Consider the following 22,685-nt stretch of genomic DNA (forward strand, 5'->3'; position numbering starts at 1 on the left):
TCTGTTCCTCTCAGCGTTGTTTAAGCTTCTCAGCCGTGGCCGCAAAGTTTGGCAGCCATTTTTCATGGGCGAGAATCATTTCGCGGGCCAGGGATTCTGCGTCGCGGTCGGAGTGGACCAGCGGACTCAGGTTCAGGGCCAGCAACACGTCGTTAAATTCCCCGCTCAGCGCCGCATGGCTGGCTGCGATTTCGAAACCTTTGATGGTGTGAATCAGGCCCATCACTTTGTCGTCGAAATGGGTGATGCGAGAGTGCGGTTTCGCCCCGTCGCGCCCAAGAATACAGGTCATTTCAACCGCCCAGTCTGCCGGGATGTTGTCGATATGCCCGTGGTGCGGCACGTTCACGTAATGCTCAGCCTGTTTGTCATTGTAAATGGCGTTAATGACTTCACAGGCCGCATCGGAGTAATACGCCCCGCCGCGCTGCTCAAGCTCTTTCGGTTTGACGTTAAGATGAGGATCTTTATACAAATCAAAGAGCTGTTTTTCGACTTTCTGCACGACCTGCGCGCGAGCCCCGCCTTTATAATACTCGCCCATTTCGATGGCCAGCATCTCTTTCTGCTTGAAGTAGTAGAGCAGATACGAGCATGGCAGCAAATTCAGGGAGCGAATCAGCCCTTCGCTGAACGGCAGATCGAAGATGTTTTTCACCGAGCCGGCGGTCAGTCGGCCCGAGGCCACGCCGTCCAGCAGTTCGGCAAAGCGTGACTCTCCGTTGACGATCACATCTTTGATAAAGACCATGTGGTTCAGGCCGAACAGATCGATGGAGAGATCGTCGCTGTCGGTCAATTTCAGCACATCGCGGATAAACATTTTCATGCCAATCGGAATGTTGCACACGCCGATGAACCGTTTGAATCCGGTGTGGCGATAAACCGCTTCCGTGACCATCCCGGCCGGGTTGGTGAAGTTGATCACCCACGCCTGCGGGCAGATCTCTTCCACATCTTTGATGATGTCAAAAATCACCGGAATGGTGCGCAGGCCTTTAAACAGACCGCCCGCACCGTTGGTTTCCTGCCCCAGATAACCGTGGCTCAGCGGAATACGCTCATCCAGTTCGCGGGCTTTCAGCTGGCCCACGCGCAGCTGGGTGGTCACGAAGTCGGCATCTTTCAGCGCCTGACGACGATCTAACGTTTTATGTACGGTTAACGGGACACCGGCTTTCTGCACCATGCGCTGGCACAGCTCGAAAATAATATCGAGTTTCTCCTGCCCTTCTTCCACATCCACCAGCCATAATTCGCTGACCGGCAGTTCATGATAACGTTTCAGAAAACCTTCGAGCAATTCCGGGGTATAACTGCTGCCGCCGCCGATGGTTACGACTTTCAATTTCTTTTGCATAATATCTCCCTTAGCGTATCAGGTTAACCGCCTGCAAAGTATAGCGTGGCATTCCCGCTATTTTGGGCAAGCGTTTAAGTCAATATTCCTGGCGAGCTACTTCGCCGTGAGTCAATTAATTATTCATTACCGTTAAATTTTTACGGTAGCTGTTAGGCGTGAATGAAGTGAATTTCTTAAAGGTTTTAATAAACAGGCTCGGGCTACTGTAACCCGATTCATAAGCAATATCGGTGACCGAATAATTGGTTATTTCCAGCTGCTTTTTGGCGAAATTAATACGAATACCGTTAATGATTTGCACCGGTGTTTTTTGGTAATAACGCTGGGTGGCGCGGGTGAGATATTCCTGCGATTTACCCGACAGGGCAATCATGTTCTCCAGCGCATTATCGCCAAACTGATGTTTGTCGTGCATTAACTCTACGGTAGTCCGCAGCCACTGCGGAATATCATCGATCACCTGCTGCTCATCGCGATGGTGGCGCAGGCGGTTCATCACATAAAACGTGACCGTTTCAATAAACTCATCGAATTCGCTGTCCCGGAAGTTCAGCGAGGCGATAACCGTTTCGATCCAGGTCATAAACTCGTTTTTAATGCGATACACCTGCGATGCCACGAAGCAGAATGGCACCAGGGGTAAGTAGTGTTTCTCGAAGAAACGTCTGCTCACACCGACGTTCAGAATGCGCGTCGCCCCGAATTCATAAAAGCTCTGGTGATACGACCCCATCGGCAGAAAGACAAAGTCGCCGCGCTCCAGCAGCACGCGCTTGCCGTTGATCTCCTGGTAGTAGCGCCCGGTCAGAACAATCGTGAACTCGTAGTAGTCATGCTGATGCAGACCGCTCACGCTTTCCGTTTTGTTGTAGATAACCACGTGAAAATTCTTGCCGTTAAACAGTTGCTGCTCAAGTGCGGTTTTAATTTCCATCGTGTTTACCTCCGGCGGCCTGACTTATTGCATTTTCTCGTGAAGCTCAATGAGCTCAGCAACCAGCTCGCGAGCCAGCATTGAGGTCATCAAATGATCCTGGGCGTGAACCAGCACCAGACTCACCTTCATTTTACCTTCTCCCTGGTCGCCTTCAATCAGCTTAGTTTGTACCAGGTGTGCTTCGTTCAGCGCCGTGCGCGACTGATCCATCATGCGTTTCGCTGCGGCGAAATCGCCCTGCTTGGCTTGTTTGAGTGCGCCGTACGCCAGGCTGCGTGCCTGTCCGGAGTTAATGATAAGCCCCATCACTACTTCTTCAAGATCGTTCTCAACGGCCTCGTCTGCCACGATAGTATCCAAATCAAACATCATTTATCTCCTTTTACAGGCGCGGGTTTCCCCGCGCCGGACCTCTTAGAATTTCAGTGCGTTAGCGATGTCTTCTTCGCTTTCTTGCTCATCAATGACCGCCTGAGCCTTGTTCGACACCGCCACGAATGGCAGGTAAACCAGCGTCGATACACCCAGGTTGAACAGTGCCACGCAGAGTGCGGCGATACTGCCGTTACTGTTGAAGAAGGCGCCAAGACCGGTTGGCATCGTCCACGGTGCCAGGTTCGTTACCGGCGGGATAATACCCATCGAGTAAGCGGCCAGGGTAATGGCGGCCAGAATCGGCTGAATCAGAACGAACGGGATAAACATGACCGGGTTCATGATGATTGGCAAACCAAACAGAATCGGTTCGTTAATCTGGAAGATACCTGATGGCAGTGCCAGTTTCGCTACCTGACGATGATCCGCGCGACGTGAGCCGATGAAGATAGCGATAATCAGACCGAGCGTCGCCCCTGAACCACCCAGCAGGATGTAGGAATCCAGCATCGGTTTCGCCCAGAAGTGGAACTCTTTACCGGCAGCAATCGCCGCTTCTACGGAACCGTACTGGTTATACAGTGCGATGTTTTCCAGCGCCCATGGGGTCATGATGCCGTTATCCAGCGCGGTGAGCGCCAGTGAGCCGTGCACGCCGAAGAACCACAGCAGGGAGTTAAAGATAACGTAAGCCCAGCCCACTACGCTGCCCATTGATGCCAGCGGCGTGGAGATAGAGTCCATGATGATCTGGTGGAAGTTGCTGCCGTGGTTGGCCAGCAGCCAGGAGAGCACACCGAAAATGGACAGGATCAGGAAGCCTGGGATTAATGCCGAGAAAGAGCGCGATACGGAAGACGGCACGCTATCTGGCAGGGTAATGACCCAGTTGCGACGAATCACGAAGGTGAACATTTCCGCCACGATCAGGCCAATCACCATCCCGGAAATAATATTCTGACCGCCCAGCCAGTTTGCACCGACGGCATAGGCTTCACCAACGCTGTAAGGTGTTACAGTCATAAAGGCCGCCACCGCCAGCAGACCGGCTGCCATTGGGTCGACTTTACGCTCTTCCGCTAACGCAGAACCAATGAAAAAAGGCGCCATCAGCGACATAATGCCCAACGTACCGTTGTACACGTTGCCGCCGATGGCTTTAAAGCCATTCAGGGTTTCAATGGTGGAAGCGTCTAACCGAATGCCCATAGAATAGAAAAACGAGCCTTCGCCAAAACTTAAAAAGACGTTATTAATTAATACGAACATGGCGCCGGCCAGGGTCAATGGCATTAATTTAATAAAGCCATTTTTAATCGCATTAATGTGGGGCTGCTTTCCTATTTTAACAGCAAAAGGAAGGAGTACCTTTTCAAGAGAGCTAATAACTTGACTCATAGAAATTACCCTTAAATGCCGCAACAAATATTGCGGCGTAAGTGTGTGAAATAACTCTTTGACGGGAAAAATTTAAATTTTAATTAGCGGCAGCTTTTTTAATTGAGGCGACTGCAGCTTTAAGTACACCTAAACCATCAATTTTGCCGTACAGCACAGAATCGATCACTTCTACAGGTTTGTTCGGTAATAAACGCTGGATTTCTGGCAACATATACGCAATCTGTGGACCCAGTAAAATCACGTCCGCGGCCTGACCTTTTTCGCCTGCCAGCGTTTCGGGAAACGCTTCGATAACGACAGGAACTTCATACTTTTCTGCCTGCGCACGCATCTTGGAAACCAGTAGTGACGTTGACATGCCCGCAGAGCAGAACAGGTAGATATGTTTCTTTTCCATAGCAACTTCCCTCTTGTATGACCCTCACCATCGCCCTTCAGCCCGCTGGTGAGTGTTACTGTTGTTTGTCATTGAATGGAGTATACGGCAAGGCATAGGGAGCGGATAATTCAGCACGAGTCACAATTGTCTCTCCTTGACCTGTCGTTTTGACTGCCCTCACAGTTTAGGCAAATAATTCGCGCAAAGAAATAAGATTATTGCAGGCATAAAAAAACCGGCACATTGGCCGGTTTGTTACATCGCTCAGGCAAGCAGGTTATTGCGCCTTAGGTGCCTGTGGGTCGGTGTCGTACTCAGCACAGGTCTGATAACCTGAGTTGATCACGTGTCCTGTATCGTCCAGAGCCACAAAGTAGGTCTCTGCTTTACCATCACGTTGACCCAGAATATAGGTCTGGCAGGTCCCACGTGCGTGGATCATAGTGACTTCGGAAGAAGGTTTGCCAGCCACCTGCGCTACCTGCGCACGGCTCATCCCTTTCTTCACATCTTTAACTACCGGCTGTGTGAACTGATCGGTTGTACGATCGTAAGCTGTACAGCCCGCCAGCATAGTCAATACCGCCGCTGCACTTAAAATTCCCGCTACATTCTTGTTCATTTTCCGTCCTCTTGTTTATCAGCGTGTTATCTAAGCATGGGATAAAAAATTCGATTCTTCAACTTTGTCTGCGAAGCGGGATGTTTTTCGGAAAATTCTAATAAAACAACGATAACCTGCTAAATCGTCGCAATTTGCCTCACTCGAAACTGTGATCCTTGTCGTTTTACGCCCAAAGGGTTAGTTTTAACGGATACTCATTCTGCTTCGTTTTTGCTAATGGAGGGCGTAATGGCTCTGCAACAAGAGATTATTCATGCGCTTGGCGTAACGCCTGCGATAGATGCTCATCAAGAAATCCGCCGCAGCGTCGATTTTTTGAAATCCTATCTGAAAACGTATCCGTTCCTGAAGTCACTGGTACTTGGCATCAGCGGCGGTCAGGACTCTACCCTGACCGGTAAACTGTGCCAGCAGGCGATCTCAGAATTACGTCAGGAAACGGGTGACGACGCGCTGCAGTTTATCGCCGTGCGCCTGCCTTATGGCGTTCAGGCCGACGAGCAGGATTGCCAGGATGCAATCTCCTTTATCCAGCCCGATCGCGTGCTCACCGTGAACATCAAAGGCGCGGTATTAGCCAGCGAACAGGCGCTGCGCGAGGCCGGCATTGAGCTGAGCGATTTCATTCGCGGCAACGAAAAAGCCCGCGAGCGCATGAAAGCCCAGTACAGCATCGCCGGTATGACCAAAGGCGTGGTGGTCGGCACCGATCATGCGGCGGAAGCGGTCACCGGTTTCTTCACAAAATACGGCGATGGCGGTACCGATATCAACCCGATTTTCCGCCTCAATAAACGCCAGGGTAAGCAACTTCTTGCCGCGCTGGGCTGCCCGGAGCACCTCTATAAGAAAGCGCCGACCGCCGATCTGGAAGACGATCGCCCTTCCCTGCCGGATGAAGCGGCGCTGGGAGTGACGTACGACAATATCGACGATTATCTGGAAGGCAAAACGCTTGATGAGAGTATCGCCCGCACTATTGAAGGCTGGTATCTGAAAACCGAGCACAAGCGACGCACGCCGATTACCATCTTCGACGACTTCTGGAAACGCTGATTCCCCAAGCGCATTGCCGGGTGGCGCTACGCTTACCCGGCTGTTTTTATCCCTGCGATGGCCGTAAGCCCTACGCACACAGCCCGCCAGACGAAGCCGCCTCTTTTTTAACCACTCACTCTTTGCTACACTGTATGCCTGAACAGTATCAGGAGTCTTTTGTGAGCAGGCGTCAATCTGCCCCGCGTCTTGAATTTGAAGCGGGGGCTATCTACGAATATCCCGAACATCTTCGCCCCTGGCTTGAGGCACTGCCGAAACAGCCTGGCGTCTATTTCTTTCATGGCGAAAGCGAAGCGATGCCGCTCTATATCGGTAAAAGCGTCAATATCCGCAGCCGGGTGTTATCGCATTTACGCACGCCCGACGAGGCCGCGATGCTGCGCCAGTCGCGGCGCATCACCTGGACGCAAACCGCCGGGGAGCTGGGCGCGCTGCTGCTCGAAGCCCGGTTGATCAAAGAACAGCAGCCGCTGTTCAATAAACGCCTGCGCCGCAACCGCCAGCTGTGCTCGCTGCAAATCACCGACGGCAAACCGCAGGTGGTTTACGCCCGTGAGATTGATTTCTCCCACGCGCCGAATTTATACGGCCTGTTTGCCAACCGCCGTGCGGCGTTGCAGGCGCTGCAATCTCTCGCTGATGCAGAGAAACTTTGCTACGGGTTATTAGGTCTGGAGTCGCTTACGCGCGGGCGCGCCTGTTTTCGTTCCGCGCTGAAACGCTGCGCCGGGGCGTGCTGCGGCAAGGAGAGTGTGGAAGATCATCAGATGAGATTAAAGGCCGGGCTGGCGGCGATCAGCGTAACCTGCTGGCCGTGGCAAGGCGCCATTGCGCTGAAAGAGACCAGCAACGCCATCACCCACTACCACATTATTCACAACTGGCTGTGGCTGGGGGCCGTCGACACGTTAAACGACGCCGCGGCCCTGCTGCGCACGCCTGCCGGGTTTGATCAGGACGGCTACAAAATTCTCTGTAAGCCGCTGCTCTCCGGGCAGTATGAAATCATTGAACTGAGTGACCCGGCAGCCACGTAATCTCACTGAACAGCAGCGTTCCTTCTGATTCCAGTAAGCGCAGGGTGTGAATGCCATCCTGCCAGCTGGCGCCCTGATCGGCGGTGAGGAATTTGTCACCCAACTGCCAGGCACCGCTCAGAACGAACACCACACCGCCGCGCGAGGCGAAGGTGGTAAAGGTACGATCCGCCACCCGCACGTTGGCCTTGCAGCGATCGCGCTTCGTCATGATATTGAAATCCATCGACATCTGCCCTTCCGTGAGCTTCGCCTTCACCGGATGGTCGCCCGCAAAACTGAATGGCTGGTGACGCTTCAGGGTATGGCAAAAGGTCTGGCCCGCATCGAGGGTCACTTCGCCGCCCTCAATCAGGGTAATCACCCGATCGACGCCGGGAAAGAGAGAGAATTCGCCGTTGCTGGCGATAGAAGCAATACTGGCGCGCCAGTGAAAATCACGGGTCGCAGTGGGAAAGCAACAAATCTCACGGGTTTCACCCGCGCCATTACGCCAGAGATTCACCGGCATTTTGCGGATATCAAAAAACTCCATCACCACTCCTGAAAGGCGCAATCGCACCAGAGCGACAATATCAATAGCGTCGCTGTCTTGATTGTTATCGTTAGGTAATCACAGACGTATTATCGGCAGCAATGCAAAGGGGCCTTAGGCTCATGGTGAAAAAAACTCTAACGCCCTGACTCTGTTAAGCATTCTCTGAACCGACTACAGGAGCATACCGTGATGGCAGCGCGAGACAAGAGGGTGTGAAAGAAAAAACCGCCGGACCTGTCCACAGCGAATGCGCTTTTGTGAACAGGTTTCCGGCGGTCTTAATATGTTGTGCTGTTATTCAGCAGGCGGAGCCATTTTACCTTCTGGCGCCGGACGTTCTGTCAGACGCTTCTCAAAATTGGCATTAAATTGCTTTTTCTGTTCCGGGGTCAGAATGTTGTAGATCTTGTTCTGAGTTTCCATGCGGGCCAGCATACCGGCTTTGTGCTGCTCGGCCATTTTGTCGATCTGCGCTTCGGCTTTCGCTTTATCGAAGCTGTCGCTGGCAATGATGTCATGCATTGCGCGGCGTTCTTCCAGCGGCGGACGTTTCATCTGGTCGCGCTGACTTTTCATGATGTCACGCACTTGCTGTTTCTGTGCATCCGTCAGGTTCAGGTCTTTAAACATCATGTCGTGATGCATACCCGGCTTGCCTTTGTGATGCATCATCTTGCCTTCAGCAGGTGCTGCGGTCGTGGTCGCGGTATCCGCAGCGAACGCCATGCTGGTAGCGCCCAGAGCCAGGGTAGAAGCAACAAACAGTGCAGTTAATTTACGCATAATTGTTTTCCTTACTTTCAGTTATTCTTCGGCGCTATGCCGTGTTGACGAGATTAACTTTACGGGGTTTATCGTCAATTAGTCAGAGCAACGGTAAAACAATGAAAGTGTAAAAAACAATTTATAACCAAATGTGGAGGAATTAAGGATAAAGCGTGGAGAGTTGAAACAAAAATATTCAATTATCTGATTTTAAAGAGATTGTGAAAGAGTATAGCGAACTGGAGATTAATAATAAAGCAGGTATCCAGGAATAATCTGTAAACTTTACGCGATCGCCATAATAGATAATTTCCCGCCCCCCTGTCAGACGCGGGAAATTATGGCTCAGCCTATTTTTTCTAGCATCAATCCCGCCCGCAAACCAAAGGCCACAGACGGATTGGGGAACAGCACGTACTCCGTCGTTTTCTGCACCTCGTAGCGCTCATCGCCATCTTCTGCCAGCAAAATCCCCTGGCGGAACGGCGTGAAGTTTAGAGTATGCGCCGCCATGTGCAGCCGAAACGCGTCGCTGCGACGGGTGATTTGCTGCACCACCCGATAGCGCTCAACCGCTTCGGTATGCGGCTCAGGCTCAACGCCCGCGAGCAGCGCCCGCAGCGCCAGATGCGTCGGGGCAAATCGCGTCAGATCGTTATGGCCAAACGGCAGCGCTTTGCCCAGCTCCAGCGTGCAGGCCAGCGCGCCGAAATGCTCACAGGTGAAATGGGTAAAGGTGCCGCCCGGCGACTGATGGAACACCAGCGCTTCGAGTCCTGCATCGCCCAGCCATTGCAGGAACCGTTCATCCCAGGGCTGTTCGCGCTGGGGCAACACGCCAAAGCGCACGTGATACGACGCCCGAATAGCAGTGTGCAGATCCAGATGCCAGCGGTCCGGGCCGGCTGTCGCATAGAATTCCCTGACGGCGTTTTCCAGCACCGGCACGCGTGCCGTCTCCTCACAGGGTGCAAACTGCGCCGCGCGACCGCCAAACATCCGGTTGATATCACTCTCCAGATAGCGTTTGTTGTGCGCCAGCGCCGCAGGGTTCCCGAGCACCACGAGCACTCGGCAGCGCAGGGAAATATCCCCGTGATACAGCGCGCGGATCAGCAGATCGACAATCTCCACCGGTGCGGTTTCGTTGCCGTGAACACCTGCCGAGAGCACCAGCGCGCGGCCGCTCTCGTCAAACGGGGTCAGTTCCAGCAGCCCGCGCCCATGCCATTTCCAGTGAAACGACGCCCCTTCCCCCTCTTTTTCAGCGGGTGTTTCATCGGCCAGCGTCAGCGCCAGTAAATTCTCCATGCTCTCTCCTTAGCGCTGGAACGGATAAACCGAACCGAGCTGCAGGATCGTGGTCAGGGCGTCCAGCGCCTCGCGCCCTTCGCGCAGCAGCTGCGGATCAACCAGATCCGCCTGCGTCAGCTGGTCGCGGTAATAGCGGTCCACCCAGTTGTTCAGCGTGTTAAACAGCGCGTCATTCATCATTACTGCGGGGTTTACTGCCTGCATCTCTGCCTGTGTCAGGACGACGCGCAGACGCAAACAGGCTGGCCCTCCGCCGTTGGCCATACTTTCACGCAGATCGAAAACCTTCAGCTCGCTGATGGGATTATCAGCCTTCACCAGCTCGCTCAAATAGCGCCATACAACCTGATGGTTGTGCGACTCTTGCGGCAGCACCAGCATCATGCTGCCATCCTCACGGCTCAACAGCTGGCTGTTAAAGAGATAGGTTTCCACCGCATCCTGCACGCTCACGGCGTGCGTCGGAACCTGAATCGGCGTAAAGCCCGGAACGCGCTCCGCAAGATTTGCCAGCAATTTATCCTGCTGAGCAAACGCCTGTTCATGACAGAACAGCACCTGACGGTTCGACACGGCGATCACGTCATTGTGGAACACACCCTGATCGATCACCTGAGGATTCTGCTGGGCAAACACCACCTGGCCCGGATTCACCTGATTGAGCCGTGCCACCGCCTGGCTTGCCGCCAGCGTCTGCCGCGCCGGATAGCGCACGGGGGCATGGTGACCGCTCTCGTCGCGGCCATAGATAAACAGCTGCGTTGCCGGATCGCCATAATCGCCGCCCAGACGGTTATGGTTGGCCGCCCCTTCATCGCCAAACATGGCGACCTGCGGCAGTGCCTCGTGGACGCTAAAACGTTCCGCATCGCTGAAAATGGCGCGCAGCACGCGCTCGGTGGTCACCGCCTCCGTCGCGCGATGGAATTTGTTATTGAGGTTGGCGACGGTGAGATGCACTTTGCCATCCAGGGTATCCGCCGAGGGTGCGACGGTGGCCGCGTTAGCGACCCACATCGACGACGCCGAGCTGGCCGCCGAGAGCAGATGCGGCACCTGAGTACCGGCTTTTTCCACCACCTGTTCATCGCTGCCGCTAAACCCAAGCTGGCGCAGGACCTCGACGTTCGGGCGCTCCTGCGGCGGGATCACCGCCTGCGGGAAACCGGCATCGGCCAGGGCTTTCATCTTTTGCAGCCCCTGCTTCGCCGCAAGCTTTGGGTTCGACACCTGGAAGCGGTGTTTCGTCGAGGCTTCGTTACCAAACGACAGCCCGGCATAGTGGTGGGTCAGCCCCACCAGCCCATCAAAGTTGACCTCACGCGCTTTCATGGCCATCCCCTTTACTAAAATCAAGCCCCGGATTGAGGGTTTCTGGCAGAGTCAGCGCGGGAGTTTCGAGGCTCGCCATCGGCCACGCGCAGTAATCTGCCGCATACCAGGCGCTGGCGCGATGGTTGCCGGAGGCGCCCACGCCGCCAAACGGCGCAGTGCTCGCCGCACCGGTCAGGGGTTTATTCCAGTTCACAATTCCGGCGCGCGCTTCAATCAGCAGCGTGTCGAATTTCTCGCGATCCGGTGAAATCAGGCCGCTCGACAGGCCATAGCGCGTATTGTTCGCAAGCGCAATCGCGCTGTCGAAATCGTCATAGCGCCAGACGCACAGCAGCGGCCCAAAGGTCTCTTCATCCGGCACATCGCTCGCCGCGCTCATTTCCACAATCCCCGGCGTCAGTAGCGACGTGCCTGGCTGGATAAGCTTTGGCTCGAGCAGGCTTTTCCCGCCGCGCGCCACGTGATCGCGCCAGGCATTGACCACGTTCTGCGCCGCCTGTACGGAGATCAGGCCGCCGATAAACGGTTGCGGCTCGGCGTCCCACGCATCAGGTTTTAGCCGCGCGCTCACTTCCACTAAGCGCGCCAGAAACGCATCGCCCTGCGCGCCGCGTTTAACCAGCAGACGGCGCGCACAGGTGCAGCGCTGCCCGGCGGTGACAAACGCCGACTGGATAGCCAGATGCACGGCGGCGTCGATATCATCAGGATCTTCAACGATCAGCGGATTATTGCCGCCCATTTCCAGTGCCAGAATTTTTTCCGGCTGGCCCGCCAGCTGGCGATGCAGCTGATAGCCGGTCCCCGCGCTGCCGGTAAACAGCAGCCCGTCGATATCGCTCAGCGCGCTCAGCGCCTGACCGGTTTCACGCCCGCCCTGCACCAGGTTCAGCACGCCCGGCGGCAGACCCGCCTGTTCCCACAGTTTGACCACCGCTTCGCCACTCCAGGGCGTCAGCTCGCTCGGTTTGAAGATCACGGCGTTTCCCGCCAGCAGCGCAGGCACAATGTGGCCATTCGGCAGATGGCCGGGGAAATTATAGGGGCCGAAGACTGCCAGCACGCCGTGCGGGCGGTGGCGCAGAGTGGCCGCACCGTCGGCCATCTCCGTATGCTGCTCGCCGGTGCGGGTATGATACGCCTTCACCGAAATCGCGATTTTGTTGATCATCGCCGTGATTTCCGTCGCCGCTTCCCAGCGCGGTTTGCCGGTTTCACGGGCGATAATGCTGGTCAGTTCGACTTTATTGGTCTCCAGCAGTGACGCGAATTTCTCAACAACCGCCTGACGCAGGCTAAACGGCTGTTTGGCCCACGCCGGGAACGCAGCGCGTGCGGCTTTGCAGGCCTGTTCCACCTGCGCGGCGCTGGCATCTCCACCCGTCCACAGCGCCTCTTTACCCACCGGGTTGGTTTTCACGCGGCGTTCGCCTTCACCCGTCACCCAGTCGCCATTAATCCATAAACTCATGCTGTTTTCTCCTCGGGGCAGAGTCGCACCAGGCGCACTGTGTCGCCTGCGCTACATTTCAGGGCATCCAGCTGGGCTGCGGTCAGCACCAGTCGTTCACATTTTGGATTCGCGTGCACCAGCATGGCGCGAAAATGGTCGTATTGTTCATTCGCCACCAGGCAGGCTGGTAATTCACCTGGCGCTGGCTGCCCTTCGGCGACCGTCACCAGACGGCTTTTACGGATGGCGCGCACGCGATCGATATCGCACTCCAGCGTCGGGCCACCGTCAAAAATATCGACATAGTTCCGATAGCGGAAACCCTCTTTCTCCAGCACCGCGCGCGCGGGTGCCGTCTGCGGATGGACTTCGCCAATCACGGCCTGCGCTTCGGGGGGTGAGGAAATGGGTGTAGATCGGATGTTTCGGCATCAGCTCGGCGATAAACGCCTTCTGCCCGATGCCGCACAGATAGTCCGCGCGGCTGAACTCCATCGAGAAGAAGCGCTCGCCGAGGCTTTCCCAGAACGGGGAGTAGCCGGTTTCGTCGATCACGCCGCGCATCTCCGCCACCACTTTTTCATTAAAGCGGTCGCGGAAGGCAGCCATAAACATAAAGCGCGATTTAGAGAGCAGATAACCATTGCCCTCTTTGCGCCAGGCCGGATCGAGAAACAGGGTGCAGAGTTCGCTGCTGCCGGTGTGATCGTTGCTCAGTGAAAGCGTCGGCAGCGCGTTATAAATGTTCAGCTCTTTCGACGCGTGAACCAGCGTCCCCACGCGGTAGTTGTACCAGGGTTCATTCAGGCCGACCGCCACTTCAATGGCGCAAATCCCGGCCACGGTTCCTGTATCCGTCTCTTCCAGAACAAAGACGTATCCCTGTTCGCTTTTCGGCACCGTCCCTTGCCAGGTATGGATGGCGCGCTCGATGCGCGCCGACAGCGTTTTTTCGTCGGCAGGAAGCGAGGTCAGCCCGCCTCCCGTCTTACCGGCAAGCTGCATAAGTCCGGCGAGATCGCCGCGCTCAACGGGACGGATGACCATCATGATGACACCCCGGATTTCACCTGTTCACAGGCCAGCGCAAAGCGATCCAGACCGGTGGTGATCTCTTCTTCACTGACGATCAGCGCCGGGGCAAAACGCACCACGTTCGCGCCTGCAATCAGCACCATCACACCCGCTTTTGCTGCTTCCTGTGAAATAAGTTTAGCTTTTCCGGCAAATTCAGCGGTCAGTTCGCAGCCAATTAACAGCCCCAGCCCACGAATTTCTTTGAACATGCCGACCTTGCTGTTGATGGCATTCAGGCGCTCAACAAACCAGTCGTGACGCTGCTTCACGCCGTTTAACACCGCTGGCGTATTGATGATATCCAGCACCTGGCCCGCCACTGCGGATGCCAGCGGGTTACCGCCGTAAGTGGTGCCGTGGGTGCCGACGACCATCACGCTGGCACATTTATCGGTGGTGAGCAGCGCACCAATCGGGAAGCCGCCGCCCAGCGCTTTCGCCGTCGACAGCACATCCGGCGTGACGCCGTAGTGCATGTAGGCGTAAAGCTCGCCCGTACGGCCAACGCCCGTTTGCACTTCATCAAAAATCAGCAGCGCGTTGTGCTGGTCGCACAGCTCGCGAAGCCCCTGCAGGAATGCTTTATCTGCCGGAACCACACCGCCCTCGCCCTGCATCGGCTCGACGATCACCGCACAGGTGTCGTCATTAATCAGCGCTTTGGCAGACTGCAGATCGTTAAACACCGCATGGCGAATGTCCGGCGGTAACGGGGCAAAATCCTGGGAGTAAGCGGGCTGCCCACCGGCGCTGACGGTAAACAGCGTGCGCCCATGGAAGGCATTTTTGAACGCCACGATCCCGCTTTTCTGCGCGCCGAAATGGTCGTGGGCATATTTGCGCGCCAGCTTCAGGGCCGCTTCGTTGGCCTCAGCACCGGAGTTACAGAAGAAAATTTTCTCGGCAAAGGTCGCGTCGATCAGCTTTTTCGCCAGACGCAGCGCAGGCTCGTTGGTGTAGCCGTTACCGGTATGCCAGAACTTCGCCGCCTGATCGTTGAGGGTCTGGCGCAGCGCCGGGTGTGCGTGCCCTAGCGCGTTCACGGCAATACCGCCTGCAAAATCAATGTACTCTTTACCCTGCTGATCCCACAGGCGTGAGCCTTCCCCGCGTACCGGAATAAAAGCCGCCGGAGCGTAAACCGGCATCATCCATTCATCAAAATTTTCACGCGTAATTGACAGAGACATAGCGACCTCATCCGGTAAATAATAAGTTGTTTAAATGTTAAATATTTGAGTGTTTGCACTGTGAATGTAGATTGCAGAGTTCGTGCCAGCCAGCGATAAAAATGCATAAACGGATTGCCGGGACAGAATATCAATGAGTTAGGATATGGAGTTATTCACTGTTAATGCATATTAAGTGAATATTTTTACGATAAGCGGCGGTTCGCGGGACGAAAACGAGAAATATTATTCACAAGCAAAATATAATTCTGGAATTGTGATCGCTCGCGAAATTTATTGACCGTTTACGCCCCTTTTGAGGGCAAGGCGCGTCGAAATGGTGCAAAAATTGCACCGTCGGCAGGATCTGTTGCAGTTATTGGTCTAACCCGGTAACAGGCGGCGCAAATTCTGCTACCATCCATGCACTATCCACCTTGCACTGGCAGCGACTATGAAATTTGTCTCTTTTAATATCAACGGCCTGCGCGCCCGCCCTCACCAACTGGAAGCCATTGTTGAACAACATCAACCTGACGTGATCGGCCTGCAGGAGACAAAAGTTCACGACGATATGTTCCCGCTGGAAGACGTTGCGAAGCTGGGTTACAACGTCTTTTATCACGGTCAGAAAGGCCATTACGGCGTGGCGCTGTTAACCAAAGAGACGCCTGTCTCGGTCCGCCGCGGCTTCCCTGGCGATGACGGTGAAGCACAGCGCCGCATTATCATGGCCGAGATCCCATCTCCGCTGGGTAATATCACCGTTATCAATGGCTACTTCCCGCAGGGCGAAAGCCGCGACCACCCGACCAAATTCCCGGCAAAAGCGAAGTTCTATCAGGATCTGCAGGATTACCTGAACACCGAGCTGAACAAAGAGAATCCGGTATTGATTATGGGCGACGTGAATATCAGCCCGACGGACCTGGATATTGGCATTGGCGAAGATAACCGCAAGCGCTGGCTGCGCACCGGTAAATGCTCCTTCCTGCCGGAAGAGCGCGAGTGGATGGATCGCCTGATGAGTTGGGGCCTGGTCGATACCTTCCGCACCGCCAACCCGGAGACACAGGATCGCTTCTCATGGTTTGATTACCGCTCAAAAGGCTTCGACGATAACCGTGGCCTGCGCATCGACCTGCTGCTGGCAAGCCAGCCTCTGGCCGAGCGCTGCATCGAAACCGGGATCGACTACGATATTCGCAGCATGGAAAAACCGTCCGATCACGCGCCGGTCTGGGCGAAATTCAAGCTGTAAGTGCCGGTGAAAGCGTCAAAAATCCTCTTCCTGTGCGCCCTGTTGGGCGCATTTGCTTTGCTCATCACGCAACTGCCGCCGGGCTTTCTCTCCCTGGATGCGATCCGCGCCCATCGGCTGATGCTGCTGGATAACGTCGACCGCGCCCCGGTGCAAAGTGCCGCGCTCTATTTCGCCCTGTATGTGCTGATTTCCGCCTTTTCGATTCCTGGTGCGGCGCTGTTAACGCTGCTTGGTGGCGCATTATTCAGCTTCTGGGAGGGGATGATGCTGGTCTCTTTTGCCTCGACGCTGGGGGCGACACTGGCAATGCTCGCCAGCCGCTATGTGCTGCGCGACTGGGTGCAACGCCGCTTTGCGAAACCGATGCAGACGGTGAATGAAGGGGTGAAACGCGATGGCGCGTTTTATCTTTTTGCCCTGCGCCTGATGCCGGTGTTCCCTTTTTTTCTGGTCAATCTGCTCTGCGGGCTGACCTCTCTCGGCGTGGCGCGTTACTGGTGGGTTAGCCAGCTGGCGATGCTGCCCGCGACGGTGGTTTTCCTCAACGCCGGGCGCGAACTGGGGCAACTGACCTCTCTGCGCGATATTCTGTCGCCGGGAGTGCTGATCGCCTTTACACTGTTAGGGTTATTGCCGCTGATCGCTCGCTGGCTGTTTTCTCGCTTCACCCCTTCATCTCATTAACAGGGAGGCATTATGCGCCGTGTGCGTTATTGCGTGTTTCTGACCGGGCTGCTGCTGGCAACCCCGGCGCTCGCCGCCAGCGACTGGCAAACCGTTCAACAGGAAGCCAAAGGGCAGACCGTCTGGTTTAACGCCTGGGGTGGCGATCCGGCGGTGAATCGATATCTCGACTGGGTAAGCGATGAGATGAAAACTCACTACGCCATAACCCTCAACATTGTGCATCTGGCGGATGCCGCCGATGCGGTCAAACGTATCCAGACGGAATCCCGCGCCGGGCGGACCACCCAAGGTTCGGTCGATTTACTGTGGGTCAACGGCGAGAACTTCCGCACGCTGAAACAGGCGAATCTGCTGCAAAGCGGCTGGGCGCAAATGCTCCCCAACTGGCGGTATGTCGATACCACCAAACCGGTGACTGAGGATTTTGCCATCGCCACCGACGGCGCCGAATCCCCGTGGGGCGCGGCGCAACTGACGTTTATCTCGCGACAGACTTTGTTGCCTGAGCCACTGCGCGATCCTTCCGCCCTGCTCGGATACGCGAAACAGCATCCCGGTAAAGTGACCTATCCACGCCCGCCCGATTTTACTGGCACCGCGTTTCTGGAACAGCTGTTACTGAACCTGACGGCAACACCTGATGCGCTAAAAACCGCGCCCGATCCCCAAACATTTGACGCGGTAACCGCCCCTCTATGGCGCTATCTCGACCAGCTTCATCCCCTGCTTTGGCGCGAAGGCAAAGATTTCCCGCCGTCACCGGCACGAATGGATGCTCTACTCGCCAGCGGCAATCTGAATCTCTCCCTGACCTTTAACCCGGCGCATGCCCGGCAGAAGGTGGCCAGCGGCGAGTTACCTGCTGACAGCATAAGCTTCGGCTTTGCCAGCGGAATGATTGGCAATGTTCATTTCGTGGCGATTCCGGCCAACAGCAGCGCCAGCGCCGGAGCAAAAGTGGTGGCGAATTTCCTGCTGTCACCACCCGCGCAACGTCGCAAAGCCGACCCGAAAATCTGGGGCGATCCGAGCGTGCTGGACCCGCAAAAACTGCCCGCTGATCAGGCTCACGCCCTGCGCCAGTTTATCCCGGTCGGTTTACCCGCCATGCTGCCTGAGCCGCACGCGGCGTGGGTGAATGCTCTGGAGCAGGAATGGCTGCGTCGCTACGGCACCCGCTAGGCTGGCTGGTGTGGCTGGCAATGGCGGCCATTTACGCGCCGCTGTTTCCCGCCACCGCCATGCTCCTGTCCCCTGCATTTTCTGCCGCCGGGTGGCAATCCCTGTTTCGCGATCCGCAGCTGCCGCAGGCGCTGATCGCCACCCTGGTTTCAACGACCCTCGCCACCCTCGGTTCGCTTTTTATTGCGCTCTGTATCCTGTCTGCGCTCTGGCCCGGCAAGCGCTGGCAGCAGATGAATGGCCGCCTGCCATGGTTACTCGCCGTGCCGCATGTCGCCTTCGCCACCAGCGTGCTGCTGCTCTTTGCCGAAGGCGGTGCCGTTTATCAGCTTTGTAGCGCCTGTTCGCCAGTGTTTGATCCCTATGGAATAGGCCTTGGTGCGACAATGGCGGTGAAAGAGAGTGCCTTCGTGCTGTGGGCGATTTATGCAGTGCTGCCGGAAAAGATCCTGGCGCAGAAAATGGTGGTGCTGCAAAGCCTCGGTTATTCCCGCATTCAGGGGCTGTTCTGGCTGGTTCTGCCGACCATTGCTCCGGCGCTCGGCGCCGTGATGCTGGCGGTGGTAGCCTGGTCCCTGTCGGTGGTAGATATCGCCATCATTCTCGGGCCGGGCAATCCGCCGACACTGGCGGTGCTGGCCTGGCAGTGGCTGAGCCAGGGCGATGCGGAGCAGCAAATCAAAGGCACGCTGTTGTGTCTGGTTTTACTGCTCCTGCTGACGCTGTTTGCCGCGGTGGGGTCTGCGCTCTGGAAAGCCTGGCGACGCACGTTGCCCGCCACGTCCGGTCACCGCCACAACGCCGGTCCGCCCGTCACGGGAATGGCGCTTGGCTGGCTGCTGCCACTCAGCGGGCTGCTGTGTGCCGGAGCGCTGCTCCTGCTGGCGCAGTACCGTGAATTTGATCTCGCGCCGTTTCACGCCAGCCTCTCGTTTGCTCTGTTTTCCGCCCTGATTGCACTGGCGATTATTTTGCTCTGGCTGGAGTGGGGTCCGTCGCACGGAGCGGTCTGGCTGTGGCTGCCGCTGGCATTGCCCGCCCTGCCCCTCGTCGCCGGGCAATACCGTCTGGCGCTCGCGCTGGGCGTTGACGGCGGCTTTCTGGCGGTGCTGTGGGGGCATCTGCTGTGGGTAGTGCCCTGGACGCTGCTGGTGCTGCAGCCGGCCTGGCGCAGGCTCGATCCGCGCCTGATCCTGATCGCTAAAACCCTCGAGCTGTCGCGCAGTCAGCTGTTTTTTAAAATCAAATGCCCGCTGCTGGTGCGCCCGATCCTGATTGCTTTTGCCACCGGGTTTTCAGTGAGCATGGCGCAGTATTTGCCGACGCTGTGGCTCGGCGCTGGACGATTTGCCACGCTGACCACCGAAGCGGTGGCCCTTAGCAGCGGCGGCAGCAGCGCTATTCTGGCGAGCCAGGCCTTATGGCTTCTGGCGCTTACCGCCGCCGCGTTTGGGCTGGCGGCCGGTTTATCGCGGCTCGCTGGCTACTATCGACAGGGGTTACGGTAATGTTGACGGTCAAAAATCTCACCCTCGAACCGCTGCTGCGCAATGTCAGTTTCAGCGTTGAGCGCGGGGAAATTCTGACGCTGATGGGCCCCTCCGGCAGCGGAAAATCGACCCTTTTTGCCTGGCTGGTGGGCGCCCTCTCCACCGATTTTCACGCTCATGGCGAGCTGTGGCTTGACGATCAGCGGCTCGATATTCGCCCGGTTGAAAAACGCGGGATCGGCATTTTGTTCCAGGACGTGCTCTTGTTCGATCACTTTAGCGTCGGACAGAACCTGATGCTGGCGCTTCCCGCGCATATCCGCACGGCACGCCGTGAGCGGGTTGAACAGGCACTTGCCAGCGCCGGTCTGGCCGGGTTTTATGCCAGCGATCCGGCCACGCTGTCGGGCGGTGAACGCAGTCGCGTCAGTTTGCTGCGTGCCCTGCTGGCGCAGCCGCGCGCGCTATTGCTGGATGAGCCTTTTAGTCGTCTGGATAAATCCCTGCGCGTGACGTTTCGGGAGGGGGTATTCGCTGAGGTTCGTGCCCTGAATATTCCGGTAGTGCTGGTCACGCACGATGAAGAGGACATTCCGGCGGGCGGACGCGTGATTCAGCTGTCCGACTGGCAGTAAACCCTGTGCTAACGCAAAGAATTCTGGTTAAGGGGAGACGAAAATGACGCACCTTTTATATGATGTCAGGTTTTTCGATGAAACGTGTTTCTCAACTGACCGCGCTAGCGCTCTGTCTTGCCAGTGTTTCTCCTTTTGCCGCTAATATGGCCTCTTCTCTGACGCTGGCACAGCTGCAACAGCAGCACGGCGCGGTGATCGATACCCGCGCCAGCGCATTTTTTAACGGCTGGCCGCAAACCCTGTCTGGCACCTCCGGGCATGAGCCCGCCGCACTGAATCTGTCAGCCAGCTGGCTGAAGGTGATGAGCGATGAGCAGCTCAGCGACTGGGCAAAACAGCATAACCTCACCCCGACAACCGCTATCGCCCTGTACGGCAGCGATACCGACAACCAGGCCGTGAAAGCGCGCCTTGCCAAAGCCGGTTATTCACACATTTCAGTGCTTGGCGATGCGCTGCAAAGTGCCGATCGTCTGCAACGTCTTCCTCATTTCGAGCAACTGGTCTATCCCGAATGGCTGCACCAGCTGATGCAGGGCAAAAAGGTCGCAGCGGCGCCTGCGGGCAATTATAAAATTATCGAAGCCGCCTGGGGCGCACCGAAATTTTATCTGTTGAATCACATTCCGGGTGCGGGTTATATCGATACCAACGACGTCGAAAGCGAGCCGCTGTGGAATAAAGTCTCCGACGACAAACTGAAAGCGCTGCTGGCAAAACAGGGCATTCGCCACGACACCACCGTGATCCTCTACGGTCGCGACGTCTATGCGGCGGCGCGCGTCGCGCAGATCATGCTCTACGCAGGTGTGAAAGATGTGCGTCTGCTGGATGGCGGCTGGAAAACCTGGTCCGACGCCGGTCTGCCGGTCGAGCGCGGATTGCCTGTGAAAGAGACGCCAGCGAATGATTTCGGCGCACCGATCCCAGGGCAGCCGCAGCTGATGGTGGATATGGAACAGGCGCGCGGAATGTTGCATCGCCAGGATGCCTCGCTGGTGAGTATTCGTTCCTGGCCGGAGTTTATCGGCGAAACCAGCGGCTACAGCTACATCAAGCCAAAAGGTGAAATCGCAGGCGCGCGCTGGGGCCATGCGGGCAGCGATGCGACGCATATGGAAGATTTCCACAACCCGGACGGCACCATGCGCAGCGCCGATGATATCGCTGCGATGTGGAAAGCCTGGAACATCCTCCCGGATCAGCACGTCGCCTTCTACTGCGGTACCGGCTGGCGCGCGTCAGAAACCTTTATGTACGCCCGCGCCATGGGCTGGAAAAACGTCTCGGTTTACGACGGCGGCTGGTACGAGTGGAGCAGCCATCCACAAAATCCGATCACCACGGGTCCGCTGACACCGGAAAGCACGCTTTAAGATTTCAGGGTTTTCAGCGTCTGATACCCGCTCCAGATGCGCGTTGTGGTGGTGAGCCAGCACAACGCGCCAAAGATCCAGGCGAACAGCGCAAAGTGCGCCGGGAACAGGCAGCAGAGCACAAACAGCGCGATGGTCTCCGTCCCCTCCGTTAATCCCCCGATGTAATAAAACGACTTGTGCGCATAGCCTGGGTTGTCGATATTGTGTTTCGCCGCCAGCGCCGCAAACGCCAGAAAACTGCTCCCGGTACCGATAAACGCAAACAGCAGCCAGGCGGCGGCGAGCGCGTTTTCCATCGGTGCCGCCAGCGCAAAGCCAAAAGGGACCAGGGCATAGAACAGAAAATCGAGGGCGATATCGAGAAAACCGCCCGCGTCCGTCAGGCCGCGACGCCGCGCCAGTGCGCCGTCCAGCCCGTCAAACAGGCGGTTCAGCACAATCGCGACCAGCGCCGCCGGGTACCAGCCGAGCGCCAGAAACGGCAATGCCAGTACGCCGAGGGCAAAGCCCGCAAGCGTCACGCCATCCGGCGTGATGAATGGCTTATCGATGACCGCCACCAGGCGGTTGAGCGCAGGTTTAACGCGCGGATGCAGATGTCTGTCAAGCATGAGGCTGACCTTTGAAGGCGTCACAAAGCCCTTGTGACGGGATCTCCAGCGCAGCGTTAAAACGCGCCGAGAGATTCTGAAACGCAATCAGGGCCGTCATTTCGGTAATGGTTTCGTCGTTGTAAAAGCGCTTTAGTTCGGATTTGATCGCTTCCGTCACCTGCGGCGGCGTGGCCGTCGTCGCCTCGGCATAGTCCAGCGCGGCACGCTCTTCTGCCGTGAATAACGCGGATGTACGCCACTCGCTGACCGCCTGGACTTTATCCAGCGCGCCGCAGCGCTCGGCGAGGCGCAGGCTGTTAGCGTCGATACAAAATGCGCAGTGGCAAAGCTGCGAAATGCGGGTCATCAGCAGCGCGCGCAGGGCCGGGTTCAGGCGCGCTTTTTTTCTCTCCAGAAAACCGACAAACAGCGCCACCAGCCAGAAAAGACGCGGCATTCTTCCCCACCAGCGCGTGGGATTGAGCACCACGCCAAAGTGTTTTTTCTGCATGGCGGCGATGGGTTTCAGACTGGCGGGAAGGGATTCTACGGGCTGGACCCAGGCGGATGTTTCTTTCACCGGACTCTCCTGATGGCTGGACTCTTTGAAAGGCGACGATAATAT

General features: G+C 56.6%; 21 protein-coding genes and 2 pseudogenes. 8 read left to right on the forward strand and 15 right to left on the reverse strand.

Going from position 1 to position 22,685, the window contains the following annotated elements; genetic code table 11:
- Positions 1-10 precede the first annotated feature (10 nt).
- The 6 genes and pseudogenes from OVA10_RS15260 to osmE all read right to left on the reverse strand — a co-directional run bounded on the left by OVA10_RS15260 (position 11) and on the right by osmE (position 5,077).
- Positions 11-1,360, reverse strand: coding sequence for a 6-phospho-beta-glucosidase (locus OVA10_RS15260; RefSeq protein ID WP_123429056.1), 1,350 nt, complete (start codon positions 1,358-1,360; stop codon positions 11-13).
- A gap of 115 nt (positions 1,361-1,475) precedes the next feature.
- Positions 1,476-2,309, reverse strand: a pseudogene (gene chbR / locus OVA10_RS15265) (transcriptional regulator ChbR); the annotation flags it as partial.
- Between the two features lie 12 nt (positions 2,310-2,321).
- Positions 2,322-2,669, reverse strand: a complete 348-nt coding sequence (gene chbA, locus OVA10_RS15270) for a PTS N,N'-diacetylchitobiose transporter subunit IIA (RefSeq protein ID WP_100780495.1) — start codon at positions 2,667-2,669, stop codon at positions 2,322-2,324.
- 45 nt (positions 2,670-2,714) lie between these two features.
- A complete protein-coding gene (gene chbC, locus OVA10_RS15275; protein ID WP_100780496.1) occupies positions 2,715-4,073 on the reverse strand; it encodes a PTS N,N'-diacetylchitobiose transporter subunit IIC in 1,359 nt (452 codons plus the stop codon).
- A gap of 79 nt (positions 4,074-4,152) precedes the next feature.
- A complete protein-coding gene (gene chbB / locus OVA10_RS15280; protein ID WP_100780497.1) occupies positions 4,153-4,473 on the reverse strand; it encodes a PTS N,N'-diacetylchitobiose transporter subunit IIB in 321 nt (106 codons plus the stop codon).
- A gap of 259 nt (positions 4,474-4,732) precedes the next feature.
- A complete protein-coding gene (gene osmE, locus OVA10_RS15285; protein ID WP_100780498.1) occupies positions 4,733-5,077 on the reverse strand; it encodes an osmotically-inducible lipoprotein OsmE in 345 nt (114 codons plus the stop codon).
- Between the two features lie 231 nt (positions 5,078-5,308).
- On the opposite strand from osmE, the gene nadE reads away from it, so the two are divergent.
- Entirely contained in the window at positions 5,309-6,136 is an 828-nt protein-coding gene (nadE, locus tag OVA10_RS15290; RefSeq protein WP_100780499.1) for an ammonia-dependent NAD(+) synthetase, read from the forward strand.
- Between the two features lie 134 nt (positions 6,137-6,270).
- On the forward strand, positions 6,271-7,176 hold the full coding sequence (cho, locus tag OVA10_RS15295) for an excinuclease Cho (protein ID WP_100780895.1): 906 nt from the start codon (positions 6,271-6,273) through the stop codon (positions 7,174-7,176).
- On the opposite strand, the gene ves is transcribed toward cho, so the two are convergent.
- The 7 genes and pseudogenes from ves to astC all read right to left on the reverse strand — a co-directional run bounded on the left by ves (position 7,145) and on the right by astC (position 14,848).
- A complete protein-coding gene (ves, locus tag OVA10_RS15300; protein ID WP_123429059.1) occupies positions 7,145-7,711 on the reverse strand; it encodes an environmental stress-induced protein Ves in 567 nt (188 codons plus the stop codon). The two genes, cho and ves, sit on opposite strands and share 32 nt — an antisense overlap.
- A 297-nt stretch (positions 7,712-8,008) precedes the next feature.
- Positions 8,009-8,497 carry an ATP-independent periplasmic protein-refolding chaperone Spy gene (gene spy, locus OVA10_RS15305; protein ID WP_123429060.1) on the reverse strand — a complete coding sequence of 163 codons (489 nt, stop codon included), beginning with the start codon at positions 8,495-8,497 and terminating at the stop codon, positions 8,009-8,011.
- Between the two features lie 327 nt (positions 8,498-8,824).
- The gene (gene astE / locus OVA10_RS15310; protein ID WP_268196257.1) at positions 8,825-9,790 is read right to left on the reverse strand and encodes a succinylglutamate desuccinylase; all 966 of its coding nucleotides are present in this window, start codon (positions 9,788-9,790) and stop codon (positions 8,825-8,827) included.
- A gap of 9 nt (positions 9,791-9,799) precedes the next feature.
- On the reverse strand, positions 9,800-11,125 hold the full coding sequence (astB, locus tag OVA10_RS15315; protein WP_268196258.1) for an N-succinylarginine dihydrolase: 1,326 nt from the start codon (positions 11,123-11,125) through the stop codon (positions 9,800-9,802).
- Complete coding sequence (gene astD, locus OVA10_RS15320) at positions 11,112-12,599, reverse strand: succinylglutamate-semialdehyde dehydrogenase (RefSeq protein WP_268196259.1); 1,488 nt, start codon at positions 12,597-12,599, stop codon at positions 11,112-11,114. The genes astB and astD overlap by 14 nt, the downstream gene beginning before the upstream one ends.
- Positions 12,596-13,631: pseudogene (astA, locus tag OVA10_RS15325) on the reverse strand (arginine N-succinyltransferase). The gene astD and the pseudogene astA overlap by 4 nt, the downstream one beginning before the upstream one ends.
- Positions 13,628-14,848, reverse strand: a complete 1,221-nt coding sequence (gene astC, locus OVA10_RS15330) for a succinylornithine/acetylornithine transaminase (protein WP_268196260.1) — start codon at positions 14,846-14,848, stop codon at positions 13,628-13,630. The pseudogene astA and the gene astC overlap by 4 nt, the downstream one beginning before the upstream one ends.
- A 433-nt stretch (positions 14,849-15,281) precedes the next feature.
- Between astC and xthA the strand changes: the two genes are divergently transcribed.
- From xthA to OVA10_RS15360, 6 genes are all read left to right on the forward strand, one after another.
- Complete coding sequence (gene xthA, locus OVA10_RS15335) at positions 15,282-16,088, forward strand: exodeoxyribonuclease III (protein ID WP_123429066.1); 807 nt, start codon at positions 15,282-15,284, stop codon at positions 16,086-16,088.
- A gap of 6 nt (positions 16,089-16,094) precedes the next feature.
- Positions 16,095-16,775: a TVP38/TMEM64 family protein gene (locus tag OVA10_RS15340; RefSeq protein WP_268196261.1), complete on the forward strand. Its 681-nt coding sequence runs from the start codon at positions 16,095-16,097 to the stop codon at positions 16,773-16,775.
- 21 nt (positions 16,776-16,796) lie between these two features.
- On the forward strand, positions 16,797-17,960 hold the full coding sequence (locus OVA10_RS15345; RefSeq protein WP_268196901.1) for an ABC transporter substrate-binding protein: 1,164 nt from the start codon (positions 16,797-16,799) through the stop codon (positions 17,958-17,960).
- Entirely contained in the window at positions 17,933-19,468 is a 1,536-nt protein-coding gene (locus OVA10_RS15350; RefSeq protein WP_268196262.1) for a thiamine ABC transporter permease, read from the forward strand. The genes OVA10_RS15345 and OVA10_RS15350 overlap by 28 nt, the downstream gene beginning before the upstream one ends.
- Positions 19,468-20,085, forward strand: coding sequence for an ATP-binding cassette domain-containing protein (locus OVA10_RS15355; RefSeq protein WP_268196263.1), 618 nt, complete (start codon positions 19,468-19,470; stop codon positions 20,083-20,085). The genes OVA10_RS15350 and OVA10_RS15355 overlap by 1 nt, the downstream gene beginning before the upstream one ends.
- Before the next feature lie 77 nt (positions 20,086-20,162).
- A complete protein-coding gene (locus OVA10_RS15360; protein WP_268196264.1) occupies positions 20,163-21,464 on the forward strand; it encodes a sulfurtransferase in 1,302 nt (433 codons plus the stop codon).
- Here OVA10_RS15360 and OVA10_RS15365 read toward each other — a convergent pair.
- Together OVA10_RS15365 and OVA10_RS15370 are read right to left on the reverse strand one after the other, a co-directional pair.
- Entirely contained in the window at positions 21,461-22,078 is a 618-nt protein-coding gene (locus OVA10_RS15365; protein ID WP_107703807.1) for a CDP-alcohol phosphatidyltransferase family protein, read from the reverse strand. The two genes, OVA10_RS15360 and OVA10_RS15365, sit on opposite strands and share 4 nt — an antisense overlap.
- On the reverse strand, positions 22,071-22,640 hold the full coding sequence (locus OVA10_RS15370; RefSeq protein ID WP_100780513.1) for a carboxymuconolactone decarboxylase family protein: 570 nt from the start codon (positions 22,638-22,640) through the stop codon (positions 22,071-22,073). The genes OVA10_RS15365 and OVA10_RS15370 overlap by 8 nt, the downstream gene beginning before the upstream one ends.
- Positions 22,641-22,685 lie beyond the last annotated feature (45 nt).

This window comes from Lelliottia sp. SL45 (assembly GCF_026672535.1).
GTDB classification, from domain to species: domain Bacteria; phylum Pseudomonadota; class Gammaproteobacteria; order Enterobacterales; family Enterobacteriaceae; genus Enterobacter; species Enterobacter nimipressuralis.

Bases quoted from the DNA above. Each gene is read 5' to 3' on its own strand.
- OVA10_RS15260 (WP_123429056.1), bottom strand. From the start codon at position 1,360: ATGCAAAAGAAATTGAAAGTCGTAACCATCGGCGGCGGCAGCAGTTAT.
- chbA (WP_100780495.1), bottom strand. From the start codon at position 2,669: ATGTTTGATTTGGATACTATCGTGGCAGACGAGGCCGTTGAGAACGAT.
- chbC (WP_100780496.1), bottom strand. From the start codon at position 4,073: ATGAGTCAAGTTATTAGCTCTCTTGAAAAGGTACTCCTTCCTTTTGCT.
- chbB (WP_100780497.1), bottom strand. From the start codon at position 4,473: ATGGAAAAGAAACATATCTACCTGTTCTGCTCTGCGGGCATGTCAACG.
- osmE (WP_100780498.1), bottom strand. From the start codon at position 5,077: ATGAACAAGAATGTAGCGGGAATTTTAAGTGCAGCGGCGGTATTGACT.
- nadE (WP_100780499.1), top strand. From the start codon at position 5,309: ATGGCTCTGCAACAAGAGATTATTCATGCGCTTGGCGTAACGCCTGCG.
- cho (WP_100780895.1), top strand. From the start codon at position 6,271: ATGCCTGAACAGTATCAGGAGTCTTTTGTGAGCAGGCGTCAATCTGCC.
- ves (WP_123429059.1), bottom strand. From the start codon at position 7,711: ATGGAGTTTTTTGATATCCGCAAAATGCCGGTGAATCTCTGGCGTAAT.
- spy (WP_123429060.1), bottom strand. From the start codon at position 8,497: ATGCGTAAATTAACTGCACTGTTTGTTGCTTCTACCCTGGCTCTGGGC.
- astE (WP_268196257.1), bottom strand. From the start codon at position 9,790: ATGGAGAATTTACTGGCGCTGACGCTGGCCGATGAAACACCCGCTGAA.
- astB (WP_268196258.1), bottom strand. From the start codon at position 11,125: ATGAAAGCGCGTGAGGTCAACTTTGATGGGCTGGTGGGGCTGACCCAC.
- astD (WP_268196259.1), bottom strand. From the start codon at position 12,599: ATGAGTTTATGGATTAATGGCGACTGGGTGACGGGTGAAGGCGAACGC.
- astC (WP_268196260.1), bottom strand. From the start codon at position 14,848: ATGTCTCTGTCAATTACGCGTGAAAATTTTGATGAATGGATGATGCCG.
- xthA (WP_123429066.1), top strand. From the start codon at position 15,282: ATGAAATTTGTCTCTTTTAATATCAACGGCCTGCGCGCCCGCCCTCAC.
- OVA10_RS15350 (WP_268196262.1), top strand. From the start codon at position 17,933: ATGGCTGCGTCGCTACGGCACCCGCTAGGCTGGCTGGTGTGGCTGGCA.
- OVA10_RS15355 (WP_268196263.1), top strand. From the start codon at position 19,468: ATGTTGACGGTCAAAAATCTCACCCTCGAACCGCTGCTGCGCAATGTC.
- OVA10_RS15360 (WP_268196264.1), top strand. From the start codon at position 20,163: ATGAAACGTGTTTCTCAACTGACCGCGCTAGCGCTCTGTCTTGCCAGT.
- OVA10_RS15365 (WP_107703807.1), bottom strand. From the start codon at position 22,078: ATGCTTGACAGACATCTGCATCCGCGCGTTAAACCTGCGCTCAACCGC.